The sequence below is a fragment of the Pseudomonas sp. ICMP 8385 genome, assembly GCF_002699915.1.
GTDB lineage: Bacteria > Pseudomonadota > Gammaproteobacteria > Pseudomonadales > Pseudomonadaceae > Aquipseudomonas > Aquipseudomonas gessardii.
The window spans coordinates 290,768-304,553 of sequence record NZ_LKBY01000091.1; the positions used below are offsets into that span (position 1 = coordinate 290,768).

Here is a 13,786-nt window from a genome sequence, read left to right on the forward strand (position 1 = left end):
TGGATAGGTGGTGTGTGTGCCATCGCCTGTGGGAGCGGGCTTGCCCGCGATGAGTCCCTCAAGATCACCTACACCGGCGTGCCCAACAGCACATTGCTCGGCGCAAACTGCACCTGGACCTGCTTCCCCTCACCGGCCCCCTGCGCCTTGAGTTGCTCGGGCGCCACCAGCGCGCACAGCACCAGGCCACTGGGCAAGGCGATGCGCACCTCGCTGGGGCCATCATCGGCCTCAAGAACCGCCTCGACCTGGCCGCCCATGCAGTTGAACCCAGGCGTCGGCGCCTGGTCGGCAGCAATCAGCTCCAGCCACCCGGCCTTGATCAATGCCACCACCTGCGTGCCGATTTCCAGCTCCAGGCGCAGGGTGCTGTCATGGGTGATCTGCGCATCGAGGGTCAAGCCGCCGGCCAGTTCCAGGCGCACCCGATCATTGCGGCCGTGGCAGTTGATGGCGATCACCTGGCCATGCAATTGGTTGCGCGCGCTGGTGCGCAGCATCAGGCGGCCCAGCAGGTTGAAGTCGCTGGCGTCTTCGGCTGCCGCCAGCACCTGGGCTTGCAGGGTTTGCAGGCGTTGATACAGGCGCAGCACCCGTTCGCCCTCTGCCGATAACCGCGCACCGCCGCCGCCCTTGCCGCCCACACTGCGTTCGACCAGGGGCTTTTGCGCCAGGTTGTTCAATTCATCGATGGCATCCCAGGCCGCCTTGTAACTCAAGCCGGCGCTTTTCGCGGCACGGGTGATGGAGCCCTGCTCGGCGATATGTTGCAGCAAGGCGATGCGCTGCGGGCGGCGGACAATATGTTGGCTCAACAGGGACGGTAAAGGCATGGCGAACGGCTGCACACTGGCTTGGAATACCCGGGACGTTGCGGGCACGCGCCGCCAGAGTCAAGTCATGTGCCGGGCTTGGGCGTGCGCGCCAGGCAATACACGTCGACCTGGCGCGCACCGGCATGCAGCAGTAAGCGGGCCAGGCTGTGGGCGGTGGCGCCGGTGGTCAGCACATCGTCTACCAGCGCCAGGTGCTGGCCCTGCACCTGTGCGCCAGGGGCCAGGGCAAAGGCCTTGAGCAGGTTGCGCTGGCGTTGTTTGGCGTCCAGTTGTTGCTGGGCGATGGTGGCATGGGGGCGCAACAGCAGGTGTTCATCCAGGGGCAGGTCGAGGTCCCGGCTCAGCCAGCGGGCGAGCATGGCGGCCTGGTTATAGCCGCGTTGGCGCAGGCGTTTGGCGGCCATCGGCACCGCAAGCAAGCGGTCGGGCCGCGTCAGTTCGGCGTTGTCGAAGCGGTCTTGCAGGCATTGCCCCAACAGGCTCGCCAGCAGGTGGCCCAGGGGCCATTTGCCCTGGTGCTTGAAGCGGCTGATCAGGCTGTCCAGCGGAAAACTGTAGCGCCAGGGCGCAACCACCTGTTTGAACGCAGGTGGCGACCGCACGCATTGGCCGCAGATCAGGCCGCTCGCCGGCAAGGGCAGGGCACACACCTGGCAGCCGTGCGTCAGCCACGGCAGGTCGATTTCGCAGGCGTTACACACGGTCGAAGATGAATCCGTGGCTTCATCGCAGATCAAGCAGGTTTGATTGCTTTTTAACCAAATGTAAACTTCGTGTTTGTAGTCAGGTTGACAGTGCATGAATCTTCCTTAAATATGCCGAACATCCGTGTCGTGCCTGTGGGTATTCCCTCCCCACAGCGCTTGCCCAAGCATAAACAAGGAATCGCCCATGAGCGCCAGCCTCACTGCCACCTTGCGTCATGACTGGTCTTTGGCCGAAGTCAAAGCCCTGTTCGTCCAGCCGTTCAATGACCTGCTGTTCCAGGCGCAGACCGTGCACCGCGCGCATTTCGATGCCAACCGCGTGCAGGTGTCCACCTTGTTGTCGATCAAGACCGGCGCCTGCCCGGAAGATTGCAAATATTGTCCGCAGTCGGGCCACTACAACACCGGCCTGGAAAAAGAAAAGTTGATGGAGGTGCAGAAAGTCCTCGAAGAGGCGGCGCGCGCCAAGGCCATCGGCTCGACCCGCTTCTGCATGGGCGCCGCCTGGAAGCACCCGTCGGCCAAAGACATGCCCTACGTGTTGCAGATGGTCAAGGGCGTGAAGGCCATGGGCCTGGAAACCTGCATGACCCTCGGCCGTCTCGACCAGGACCAGACCGAGGCCCTGGCCCAGGCCGGCCTGGACTACTACAACCACAACCTGGATACCTCGCCGGAGTTCTACGGCTCGATCATCACCACCCGCACCTACAGCGAACGCCTGCAGACCCTGGCGTATGTGCGTGACTCGGGGATGAAGATCTGCTCGGGCGGCATCCTCGGCATGGGCGAGTCCCTGGACGACCGCGCCAACCTGCTGATCCAACTGGCCAACCTGCCGGAGCATCCCGAATCGGTGCCGATCAACATGCTGGTCAAGGTGGCCGGTACGCCGCTTGAGAATGCCGAGGATATCGACCCGTTCGACTTTATCCGCATGCTTGCCGTGGCCCGTATCCTGATGCCGCAATCCCATGTGCGCCTGTCTGCCGGCCGCGAGGCGATGAACGAGCAGATGCAGGCCCTGGCGTTCTTTGCCGGTGCCAACTCGATCTTCTACGGCGACAAATTGCTGACCACCGCCAACCCGCAGGCGGACAAGGACATGCAACTGTTCTCGCGCCTGGGCATCCTGCCCGAAGCCCGCGAAGAACATGCCGATGAAGTGCACCAGGCGGCGATTGAGCAGGCGTTGGTCGAGCAGAAAAGCAGCGAGCAGTTCTACAACGCGGCCGTCTGACCCCCATCCCCCTATTGGAATGCAATCCAAATGTGGGAGCTGGCTTGCCTGCGATAGCGACCTATCAGTCACCTCATGTATTGGCTGACCCACCGCTATCGCAGGCAAGCCAGCTCCCACAGTGGGTCGAGTTCAACCTGATCTACCGAGGCCAGCATGTCTTTCGATCTCGCCGCGCGCCTCGCTGCCCGCCGTACAGAGCATCTCTATCGCCAGCGCCCACTGCTGCAAAGCCCCCAGGGCCCGCAAGTGGTGGTGGACGGCCAGCCGCTATTGGCCTTTTGCAATAACGACTACCTGGGCCTGGCCAATCACCCACAAGTGATCGAGGCCTGGCAGGCCGGGGCTGCCCGTTGGGGCGTGGGCGGTGGTGCCTCACACTTGGTGGTTGGCCACAGCACCCCGCACCATGAGTTAGAGGAAGCGCTGGCCGAATTCACCGGCCGCCCGCGTGCCTTGCTGTTCACCACCGGCTATATGGCCAACCTTGGAGCTGTCACCGCCTTGGTGGGGCAGGGCGATACGGTGCTCGAAGACCGGCTCAACCACGCGTCCCTGCTGGATGCGGGTTTACTCTCTGGCGCACGCTTCAATCGTTATCTGCACAACGATGCGGTCAGCCTGGCCAAGCGCCTGGAAAAGGCCTGCGGCAATACCCTGGTGGTCACCGACGGTGTGTTCAGCATGGACGGCAACCTGGCGGACCTGCCGGCGCTGGCCCGCGAGACCCGGGCCAAGGGCGCCTGGCTGATGGTGGATGACGCCCATGGCTTTGGGCCGCTGGGCGCCACGGGCGGCGGGATTGTCGAGCATTTCGGCCTGAGCCAGGAGGATGTGCCGGTATTGGTCGGCACCCTGGGCAAGGCCTTCGGCACCGCCGGGGCGTTTGTGGCTGGCAGTGAGGACCTGATCGAAAGCCTGATTCAGTTCGCCCGCCCATACATTTACACCACCAGCCAACCGCCGGCGCAGGCCTGCGCCACCCTGAAAAGCCTGGAGCTGCTGCGCAGCGAGCACTGGCGGCGCGAGCATCTGCACGCGCTGATCCGCCAGTTCCGTCAGGGCGCGGAGCAGATCGGTCTGGCGCTGATGGACAGCTTCACGCCGATCCAGCCGATCATGATTGGCGACAGTGGCCGGGCGATGCGCCTGTCACAGATGCTGCGCGAGCGCGGGATCATGGTCACGGCCATCCGCCCGCCCACGGTGCCGGCTGGCAGCGCGCGCTTGCGCGTGACCTTGACCGCTGCCCACAGCGAGGCGCAGGTACGGCTATTGTTAGAGGCATTGGACGAGTGTTTCCGCTTGTCAGGCCGGGAGTCCGACCATGCGTGACCGACTGATATTGCTTCCCGGCTGGGGCCTGGGGGTCTCGCCGCTGGAACCCTTGGCCGCCGCCTTGCGCGGCCTGGACGAGCGCCTGCGGGTGGATATCGAGCCGTTGCCGGCGCTGGTGGGCAGCGACCTCGACGAATGGCTCGACGAACTCGACGCCACCTTGCCCGATAACGCCTGGCTGGGCGGCTGGTCGTTGGGCGGGATGCTTGCGTCCGAGTTGGCGGCACGGCGCGGCGAGCGCTGCTGCGGCCTGCTGACCTTGGCCAGCAACCCCTGTTTTGTAGCGCATGAGGGCTGGCCCAGCGCGATGCCAGCGCAGGCGTTCGATGGGTTCCTGGCCGGCTGCCATGCCGACTCGCAAGTCACCCTCAAACGCTTCGGCCTGCTGTGCGCCAAGGGTACGCACGACCCACGGGGCATTGCGCGGCTGCTGGTCAGCAGCGCGCCGGCGGCCCCTTCCAGGGTGCTGATGAGCGGCCTTGAGCTGCTCGCGCAACTGGACACCCGCGAGGCCTTGCAGGCCTTTCGTGGCCCGCAGTTGCACCTGTTTGCCGGCCTGGATGAGTTGGTGCCCTGTGAGGCGGCTATTGAGTTGTTGAAGTTGCTGCCAGATGTCGAGATCGGCCTGATTGAACAGGCCGGCCACGCTTTCCTACTGGACAACCCCCACGGAGTGGCGGGGGCGATCCAGGCTTTTTTGCATGAGTGCGGTGATGACTGATTTGTCCCATCCTCCCCTGCCGGGCGCCTTGCCCGACAAGCGCCAGGTCGCGGCGTCGTTTTCCAGGGCGGCGGCCAGTTATGACAGTGTGGCCGCGTTGCAGCGTGACGTGGGCGGCGCGCTGATCCAGCGCCTGCCGCCGGCGCTGATACCCGGGCGCTGGCTCGACCTGGGTTGCGGCACCGGGTTTTTCAGCCGCGCATTGAACACCGTGTTTCCCCAGGGCCAAGGCCTGGCGCTGGATATCGCCGAAGGCATGCTCAACCACGCACGGCCCCTGGGCGGTGCCGAGCACTTTATCGCCGGGGATGCCGAGCGCTTGCCGCTACGCGATGCAAGCTGCGGGTTGATCTTCTCCAGTCTGGCGGTGCAGTGGTGTGCCGATTTTGCCGCGGTGCTCAGTGAAGCCCGGCGCGTGCTGCAGCCTGGCGGGGTGCTGGCGTTTGCCAGCCTGTGCGTCGGCACGCTGGATGAGCTGCGCGAAAGCTGGCGGGCGGCGGACGGGATGGTGCACGTCAATCGCTTTCGCCTGTTCAGCACGTATCAACAGCTGTGCGCGGCCAGTGGTTTGCGCGTGGTGAGCCTGGAGCAGCGCCCCCATGTGTTGCATTACCCGGATGTACGCAGCCTGACCCACGAATTGAAAGCCTTGGGGGCGCACAATCTGAACCCGGGGCGCCCTGGAGGCTTGACGGGCCGGGCACGGATTGTTGCACTGGTGCAGGCCTACGAGCAGTTCCGTCAGGCCCGGGGGCTGCCGGCCACTTATCAAGTCGTGTACGCCGTATTGGAGAAACCATTATGAGCGCTGCCTATTTCATCACCGGCACCGACACCGATGTCGGCAAGACCACCGTTGCGGCCGGCCTGCTGCACGCCGCGCGGCAAGCGGGCAAGAGTACCGCCGCCGGCAAGCCTGTGGCGTCGGGCTGTGAAGTGACCCCCCGCGGCTTGCGTAACGCCGATGCCCTGGCCTTGCTGGCCGAGTGCTCGTTGCCGCTGGCCTATGCGGAAGTCAATCCACTGGCCTTCGAGCCAGCCATTGCGCCGCACCTGGCGGCCCGCGAAGCCGGTGTGGCGTTGACCGTGCAGGCCCTGCTCAAGCCGATGCAGCACATCCTTGGGCAACACGCGGACTTCACGTTGATCGAAGGTGCAGGCGGCTGGCGCGTGCCACTGGCCGGCCAGGACAACCTGTCGGACTTGGCCAAGGCCTTGCAATTGCCGGTGATTCTGGTGGTGGGCGTGCGCCTGGGCTGCATCAATCATGCGTTGTTGAGCGCCGAAGCCATCGCCCGGGACGGGTTGCCGCTGGCCGGGTGGGTGGCCAATATCATCGACCCGAAGACCTCCCGTCTGGAAGAGAACCTCGCCACCTTGGCCGAACGCCTGCCGGCGCCGTGCCTGGGCCGAGTGCCAAGGCTCAAGCAGGCCACGGCCGAAGCGGTGGCCGAGTACCTGCAGCTGGACTTGCTTGATTAGTTTTGGCTACCGTTAAGGCATTATGCCATTAGTGTTATTGACGGGCCTTTTGCAAGATTGTCTGCTTCAATAAGAGTTCACGATTGATTACAAGGCAGGTGCACGCCATGGACATCTCTGGAAGCAGTGCGTTTTATTCAGGCCTGAGCACTATCCAGGCCGGGCAGAACCGCGTCGACCAGGCCGCCGGTAACATTGCCAGTGCCGCCACCGGCCAGCCTTCGGATGCGCAGAATGACCGCTTGCAGGCGGTCAATCGCGGCCAGCCGACCGACTCGGCGAGCAATATGGTGGAACTGGCCGAGGGCAAGTTTCAGGTGGAGCTGGGGGCGAAAGTTGCCAAGGCTTCCGACGAAATGCTCGGCACGCTGATCGACACCTACGCCTGATCCTCCCTCCGACTCTCCTGTAGGCGCCAGCCGGCGCCTACCTTTATCCCCCCTTGGAATTTGTGCGGCATCACGCTGCAGGCCTCGTCGCGCCTGGTGTTGACCTGCGTCATGACAAACGGCAGCCGCTGGGCGCTTGACAAGGATTGGGCGTAAACGTATGTTTCAAACAGCTGTTTGACCGCTACAACAAATCCACGCGGTTGTTCATTCCAGGATTCATCAGCAGAGGTTTATCGCTATGCCTGACTACAAGGCCCCCTTGCGTGATATTCGCTTCGTTCGTGACGAACTGCTCGGCTACGAAGCGCACTATCAGAGTCTGCCGGCTTGCCAGGACGCTACCCCAGACATGGTTGACGCCATTCTTGAAGAAGGCGCCAAGTTTTGTGAGCAAGTGCTGGCCCCGTTGAACCGCGTCGGTGACATCGAAGGGTGCACCTGGAGCGAGTCAGGCGTTAAAACCCCTACTGGTTTCAAAGAAGCCTACAAGCAATTCGTCGAAGGCGGCTGGCCGAGCCTGGCCCACGACGTCGCGCACGGCGGCCAAGGCCTGCCGGAATCCCTGGGCCTGGCCGTCAGCGAGATGGTCGGTGAAGCCAACTGGTCGTGGGGCATGTACCCAGGACTGTCCCATGGCGCGATGAATACCATTTCCGAGCACGGCACCCCCGAGCAGCAAGATGCCTACCTGACCAAACTGGTCTCGGGCGAGTGGACCGGCACCATGTGCCTGACCGAACCGCACTGCGGCACCGACCTGGGCATGCTGCGCACCAAGGCCGAGCCTCAGGCCGACGGTTCCTACAAAGTCTCCGGGACCAAGATCTTTATCTCGGCCGGTGAGCACGACATGGCCGACAACATCGTCCACATCGTACTGGCCCGCCTGCCGGATGCTCCGGCTGGCACCAAAGGCATTTCGCTGTTTATCGTGCCTAAGTTCCTACCCAACGCCGATGGTTCGGTGGGTGAGCGCAACGCGGTGTCCTGTGGCTCCCTGGAACACAAGATGGGCATCCACGGCAACGCCACTTGCGTGATGAACTTCGACGCGGCCACCGGTTACCTGATCGGCCCAGCGAACAAAGGCCTGAACTGCATGTTCACCTTTATGAATACCGCTCGCCTGGGGACCGCGCTGCAAGGCCTGTCCCACGCCGAGATCGGTTTCCAGGGTGGCCTCAAATATGCCCGTGACCGCCTGCAAATGCGTTCCCTGACGGGCCCGAAAGCGCCGGACAAGGCCGCCGACCCGATCATCGTGCACCCTGATGTACGCCGCATGCTGTTGACCATGAAAGCCTTCGCCGAAGGCAACCGTGCGATGGTGTACTTCACCGCCAAGCAAGTGGACATCGTCAAGTACGGCACCGACGACGAAGCCAAGAAACAGGCGGATGGCCTGCTGGCCTTCATGACCCCAATCGCCAAGGCGTTCATGACCGAAGTCGGTTTTGAATCCGCCAACCACGGCGTACAGATCTACGGCGGCCACGGTTTTATCGCCGAGTGGGGCATGGAGCAGAACGTTCGCGACAGCCGCATCTCGATGCTGTACGAAGGCACCACCGGTATCCAGGCCCTGGACCTGCTCGGTCGTAAAGTGCTGATGACCCAGGGCGAAGCGCTCAAGGGTTTCACCAAGATCGTGCACAAGTTCTGCCAGGCCAACGAAGGCAACGCAGCGGTCAGCGAGTTCGTCGCACCGCTGGCGGCACTGAACAAGGAATGGGGCGAGTTGACCATGAAGGTCGGCATGGCCGCCATGAAGGACCGTGAAGAAGTCGGTGCCGCGTCGGTGGACTACCTGATGTACTCCGGTTATGCCTGCCTGGCGTACTTCTGGGCCGACATGGCGCGCCTGGCTGCCGAAAAACTGGCTGCCGGCACCAGCGAAGAAGGCTTCTACACCGCCAAGCTGCAGACCGCGCGCTTCTACTTCCAGCGCATCCTGCCGCGTACCCGCACCCACGTCGCTACCATGTTGTCGGGCGCCAACAACCTGATGGACATGAAAGAAGAGAACTTCGACCTGGGCTACTAAGCCTCGGCGGGTTCCCTGCCAAGCCGCCGCTCTTTCGGGAGCGGCGGCTTTTTTGTGGGGGGGGGGAAAAANGAGGGTGAAAAAACCTGAGTGGCGCGCTCAGGGATTGCGCCTTGCTGCCGTTACAGTGATGGCAATGTGACGTAGGTCACATTGAGTGTGCTTAACTGTGAGCAGCGAAGGCACTGTGCCATCTTTTTTTTGTGGGTCGGAGCTTTACCCTTGTCGCGCGCGTCTGCTGTACGTTTCAGTCATTTCCTACCATCGTTGCTGTTATTGCTGGCGGGGTTGTCGGCTGCTTACGTCAAGGACCTCAGCGTCTTCTTCACCTCGCTGTTCAATGTCCTGCCGACCCTGGTGCTGTTGCTGGGCGGTGCCTATTGCGCGGTGTACCGCCGCCAGCGTGAGCTGTTCCTGATGGTGACGGTGTACGTTGCCTACTTCCTGCTGGACACCCAGACCGATTTCTATCGTGACCATGGCCGCGTGCGCGAAGACGCCGCCGTGGTGTTCCATCTGGTGTGCCTGCTGTTGCCGATGTTGTTCAGCATCTATGCCCTATGGCAGGAAAAAACCCACTTGTTCCGCGACTTTATCGCACGCTGTGCGGTGCTGCTCGCCGTAGGCAGCGTGGCCCTGGGCCTGGAGCAGAGTTACCCGGAGCCGTTGCTCAACTGGCTGGCGGAAATTCGCTGGCCGGCACTGCATGGGGCGTGGATGAGCTTGATCCAGCTGTCATACCCGGTGTTCCTGCTGGGCTTTGTTGCACTGGCGGCGCAGTACTGGCGCGAGCCTCGGCCGTTGCATGCCGCGCAACTGGTGGGGTTGCTGGGGATATTCTGGATGTTGCCGCAGACCTTTATCCTGCCGTTCACCCTGAACATCATGTGCAGCCAGGTGATGTTAATGATTGCCGCGGGGGTGTCCCATGAGGCCTATCAGATGGCCTTTCGCGATGAACTCACCGGCCTGCCGGGACGCCGCGCCCTCAATGAGCGCATGCAGCGCCTGGGCCGCAACTATGTGCTGGCGATGAGCGACGTCGACCACTTCAAGCGGTTCAATGACACCCACGGCCATGACGTCGGCGACCAGGTGCTGCGGTTGGTGGCCAGCAAACTGTCGAAAGTCGGCGGCGGCGGCCGGGCCTATCGGTATGGTGGCGAAGAGTTTGCCGTGGTGTTTGCCGGCAAGACCCTGGACGAATGCCTGCCGCACCTGGAAGCAATCCGCGAGATCATTGCCAACTACCACATCAAGTTGCGCAACCCGGACAGCCGCCCTCAGGACGATCAGCAGGGGCGCCAGCGCCGTTCGGGCACGGGGGCGTCCAGTGTGTCGGTGACGGTGAGCATCGGCGTCGCCGAGCGCCAGGCCGAGCAGCGCACCCCGGAAGAGGTGCTCAAGTGCGCTGACCAGGCGCTGTACAACGCCAAGGGCGCCGGGCGTAACTGCGTGGTTGCCGCCGGGCAGAACCGCCGTGGCGCGGTGCGCATGCAGGGCGCTGCCGGTTGAGTGATGGCGGTGTATTCAGCGCCTGTACAGTGATTGTCCGGGGCCACCGGCGCCAGTAGGTTTAAGCCATCTGCTGCCGGAGACCTCCCCATGCCTGGGGGAGGCGAGCTTCCAGGGTGCGATCAAATATGCCAACGAGCGCCTGCAAATGCGCTCCCTGAGCGGCGCCAAGGCCCCGGACAAACCGGCAGACCTGATCATCGTGCACGGCGCATGTTGCTGACCATGAAAGCCTTCAACGAAGGCAACCGCGCCCTGACGTACTTCACCGCGCACCAGTGCCCATCGTGCGGCGGTGGAGGCGGGCAGTGATTGCCTGATGAGTTTGCCCGCCGAGCTGTTCGCCTTGTAGCTGTCGGTGTGACTGTGAAATACCAATTGGTCACAAGCAGACCCTATGTGTCACAAAAGTTGTTCGGTTACACTCAGGGTCTGTGAAACCGATCCTACCGAATCACTTTTAACGTTCCTACGAGGTTTGCCATGGCTGACTACAAAGCGCCGCTGCGCGATATGCGCTTCGTCCTCAACGAAGTATTCGAGGTTGCCAAGCTGTGGGCGCAACTGCCGGCCCTGGCCGAGACCGTGGATGCGCAAACGGTCGAGGCGATCCTTGAGGAAGCCGGCAAAGTCACCGCCAAGACCATCGCCCCGTTGAGCCGCAGCGGCGACGAGGAAGGTTGCCGCTGGGACAATGGCGTGGTCACCACCCCGGCCGGGTTCCCCGAAGCCTACAAGACCTATGCCGAAGGCGGCTGGGTGGGCGTGGGTGGCGACCCGGCCTACGGCGGCATGGGCATGCCCAAGGCGGTCTCGGCCCAGGTCGAAGAAATGATCAACTCCTCGGGCCTGGCGTTTGGCTTGTACCCAATGCTGACGTCCGGCGCCTGCGTGTCGATCAACACCCACGCCAGCGACGAACTTAAAGCCACCTACCTGCCGAATATGTACGCGGGCGTGTGGGCCGGTTCCATGTGCCTGACCGAGCCCCATGCCGGCACCGACCTGGGGATTATCCGCACCAAGGCCGAGCCGCAGGCGGACGGTTCCTACAAGGTCAGCGGCACCAAGATTTTTATCACCGGTGGCGAACACGACCTCACCGAGAACATCATCCACCTGGTGCTGGCCAAGTTGCCGGACGCCCCGGCCGGTCCCAAGGGCATCTCGTTGTTCCTGGTGCCCAAGTTCATGGTCAATGCCGATGGCAGCCTGGGCGCGCGCAACCCGGTGAGCTGTGGCTCGATCGAACACAAGATGGGGATCCAGGCCTCTGCGACCTGTGTAATGAACTTCGACGAAGCCGTTGGCTACCTGGTCGGCGAGCCGAACCGTGGCCTGGCGGCGATGTTCACCATGATGAACTATGAGCGCCTGGGTGTCGGTATCCAGGGCCTGGCGACCGGCGAGCGCTCTTATCAGAACGCTGTTGAGTATGCCCGTGACCGTCTGCAAAGCCGTTCGCCGACCGGCCCCAAGGCCAAGGACAAGATCGCCGACCCGATCATCAACCACCCCGACGTACGTCGCATGTTGCTGACCATGAAGGCGGCAAACGAAGGCGGCCGGGCATTTTCCACTTATGTGGCGATGCAACTGGACACCGCCAAGTTCAGCGAAGACGCCGCGACCCGCAAGCGCGCGGATGACCTGGTGGCGCTGCTGACCCCGGTCTCCAAGGCGTTCCTCACCGACCTGGGTTTGGAAACCACTGTGCACGGCCAGCAGATTTTCGGCGGCCATGGCTATATCCGCGAGTGGGGCCAGGAGCAGTTGGTGCGGGATGTGCGCATCACCCAAATCTACGAAGGCACCAACGGTATCCAGGCGCTGGACTTGATGGGGCGCAAGATCGTTGGCAGCGGCGGGGCGTTCTACACCCTGTTTGCCGATGAGATCCGCCATTTCATCGCCACTGCCAGCAGTGACCTGGCCGAGTTCACCCAGCCGCTGAGTGCGGCGGTGGACGAGCTCGACACCTTGACTGCCTGGGTCCTGGACCGCGCCAAGACCAACCCGAATGAAATCGGCGCGGCCTCGGTGGAGTATCTGCATGCCTTTGGCTATATGGCCTATGCCTATATGTGGGCGCTGATGGCCAAGGCTGCCTTGGGCAAAGAGGCCGAGGAAGACTTCTACGCCAGCAAGCTGGGGACGGCGCGCTTCTACTTTGCCCGCCTGTTGCCGCGCATCCACTCCCTGAGCGCCTCGGTGAAGGCCGGTAGTGAATCGCTATTCCTGCTGGATGAAGCGCAGTTCTAATCCAAGGAGGGCGTGTAAGCATTCTCTTACATGACGTGCTGCTAATCGTCCTCTATCGCCAGATTGGATCCACAGCTAATCTACTTCACATGGACGTCGCGCAGGAAGCGCAAAGCAACAACAGGGACACGTAGGATTCTGCCAGGATGGCGGAGTGAAATGGATGTCAGGGAAACAGTCTGCAAAGCCCCGCTTCGGCGGGGTTTTCTTATTGGGCGCGAAAAAGTTCAGGCCAGCCCGTCTACCGTGGCGGCCGGCCCATGTGGACCATTCATCACGTCTTCGAGCAAGGTGCGCAGCAACGCCAGCGTCGCTTGTTGGCGTTGTACATCGCGGCACACCAACCCCACTTTCAGCGGCACCCGTGGCTCACTCAAGGGCTTCCATAGCAGCGCCTGGCTGCTGTGTTCGTCCTGCGAGCGGCCGGGCAGTACCGTCGCCAGTTTGGTATGGGGCAGGCTGTCGAGAATCCCCACCATGGTGTTCAGCTCCGCTTGCACCTGTGGCCGACGCCCCAGGTTCGCCAGCTGCGCCTGCCAGATCTGCCGGACCTGGAACTCTTCCCCCAACAGCAGCATGGGCAGCTCCGCCGCTTGCTTGAGGGAGACCTTCTTGAATTCACGCAAGGGATGGTCAGCCGGGATGACCACTTTCAGTTCATCTTCATACAGCAGCACACCGTGCAAACCGGGCTGGCGTGCCGGCAAGTAACTGATGCCAATGTCCAGCGAGCCATTGAGCAGGCGGCGTTCGATCTCCAGGCCCGTCAACTCGTAGATCTGCACCACCAGGTGCGGCTGGGCTTTGCGTACCCGCTCCAGCATTTGCGGCACCAGGCTGGTATGCACGGTTTGCAGCACGCCGATGGCCAGAGTACGCAGGGCCTGGCCCTTGAAGTGGCGCAGGGCCTCGATGGCTTGCTGCATGCCATCGAGCAATGGCAGAGCGTGGTTGTACAAGGTGTGCGCGGCCAGGGTTGGCAGCAGGCGCTTGCTGCTGCGCTCGAACAGGCTCACGTCCAGGTGCTGCTCCAACTGGCGGATCTGCTGCGACAGCGCCGGCTGGGAGATCGACAGACGTTCAGCGGCCCGGCCGACATGACCTTCCTCGTACACCGCGACGAAATAACGCAGTTGCTTAAAATCCATAAGTAACGCTTATCGAAAAAGCTGCAAAATCGAAATGGCTGAACGCCCCCAAGGCGCCTAGTCTAGCGCCTATTCACAAGGCTTACAGGGCCAGAAAGCGC

General features: G+C 62.7%; 12 protein-coding genes and 1 pseudogene. 10 read left to right on the forward strand and 3 right to left on the reverse strand.

Annotation, left to right across the window (positions count from 1 at the left end; translation table 11 throughout):
- Positions 1 to 68 precede the first annotated feature (68 nt).
- Positions 69 to 833: a TOBE domain-containing protein gene (locus AO268_RS11070; protein WP_099168701.1), complete on the reverse strand. Its 765-nt coding sequence runs from the start codon at positions 831 to 833 to the stop codon at positions 69 to 71.
- A 65-nt stretch (positions 834 to 898) separates the two neighbouring features.
- Positions 899 to 1,636, reverse strand: coding sequence for a ComF family protein (locus AO268_RS11075; RefSeq protein WP_076962267.1), 738 nt, complete (start codon positions 1,634 to 1,636; stop codon positions 899 to 901).
- Positions 1,637 to 1,727: 91 nt separating this feature from the next.
- Here AO268_RS11075 and bioB point away from each other — a divergent pair, with 91 nt between their 5' ends.
- The 10 genes and pseudogenes from bioB to AO268_RS11125 all read left to right on the forward strand — a co-directional run bounded on the left by bioB (position 1,728) and on the right by AO268_RS11125 (position 12,537).
- Positions 1,728 to 2,783: a biotin synthase BioB gene (bioB, locus tag AO268_RS11080; protein ID WP_099168680.1), complete on the forward strand. Its 1,056-nt coding sequence runs from the start codon at positions 1,728 to 1,730 to the stop codon at positions 2,781 to 2,783.
- A 156-nt stretch (positions 2,784 to 2,939) separates the two neighbouring features.
- Positions 2,940 to 4,118, forward strand: a complete 1,179-nt coding sequence (gene bioF / locus AO268_RS11085) for an 8-amino-7-oxononanoate synthase (RefSeq protein WP_099168681.1) — start codon at positions 2,940 to 2,942, stop codon at positions 4,116 to 4,118.
- Positions 4,111 to 4,842, forward strand: coding sequence for an alpha/beta fold hydrolase (locus AO268_RS11090; protein WP_099168682.1), 732 nt, complete (start codon positions 4,111 to 4,113; stop codon positions 4,840 to 4,842). The genes bioF and AO268_RS11090 overlap by 8 nt, the downstream gene beginning before the upstream one ends.
- Entirely contained in the window at positions 4,835 to 5,647 is an 813-nt protein-coding gene (gene bioC / locus AO268_RS11095) for a malonyl-ACP O-methyltransferase BioC (protein WP_099168683.1), read from the forward strand. The genes AO268_RS11090 and bioC overlap by 8 nt, the downstream gene beginning before the upstream one ends.
- Complete coding sequence (gene bioD / locus AO268_RS11100; protein ID WP_076962262.1) at positions 5,644 to 6,324, forward strand: dethiobiotin synthase; 681 nt, start codon at positions 5,644 to 5,646, stop codon at positions 6,322 to 6,324. The genes bioC and bioD overlap by 4 nt, the downstream gene beginning before the upstream one ends.
- A gap of 107 nt (positions 6,325 to 6,431) precedes the next feature.
- Complete coding sequence (locus AO268_RS11105) at positions 6,432 to 6,713, forward strand: pyrroloquinoline quinone biosynthesis protein PqqE (protein ID WP_076962261.1); 282 nt, start codon at positions 6,432 to 6,434, stop codon at positions 6,711 to 6,713.
- 241 nt (positions 6,714 to 6,954) lie between these two features.
- Positions 6,955 to 8,760: a phenylacyl-CoA dehydrogenase gene (locus AO268_RS11110; protein WP_029296902.1), complete on the forward strand. Its 1,806-nt coding sequence runs from the start codon at positions 6,955 to 6,957 to the stop codon at positions 8,758 to 8,760.
- 222 nt (positions 8,761 to 8,982) lie between these two features.
- Positions 8,983 to 10,275: a GGDEF domain-containing protein gene (locus AO268_RS11115; RefSeq protein WP_099168684.1), complete on the forward strand. Its 1,293-nt coding sequence runs from the start codon at positions 8,983 to 8,985 to the stop codon at positions 10,273 to 10,275.
- A 91-nt stretch (positions 10,276 to 10,366) separates the two neighbouring features.
- Positions 10,367 to 10,548, forward strand: a pseudogene (locus AO268_RS11120) (acyl-CoA dehydrogenase); the annotation flags it as partial.
- 210 nt (positions 10,549 to 10,758) lie between these two features.
- Complete coding sequence (locus AO268_RS11125; protein ID WP_099168685.1) at positions 10,759 to 12,537, forward strand: acyl-CoA dehydrogenase C-terminal domain-containing protein; 1,779 nt, start codon at positions 10,759 to 10,761, stop codon at positions 12,535 to 12,537.
- A 227-nt stretch (positions 12,538 to 12,764) separates the two neighbouring features.
- Here the strand turns inward: AO268_RS11125 and AO268_RS11130 are convergent, their stop codons facing one another.
- Positions 12,765 to 13,685, reverse strand: coding sequence for a LysR family transcriptional regulator (locus tag AO268_RS11130; protein WP_099168686.1), 921 nt, complete (start codon positions 13,683 to 13,685; stop codon positions 12,765 to 12,767).
- Between the last annotated feature and the right edge of the window lie 101 nt (positions 13,686 to 13,786).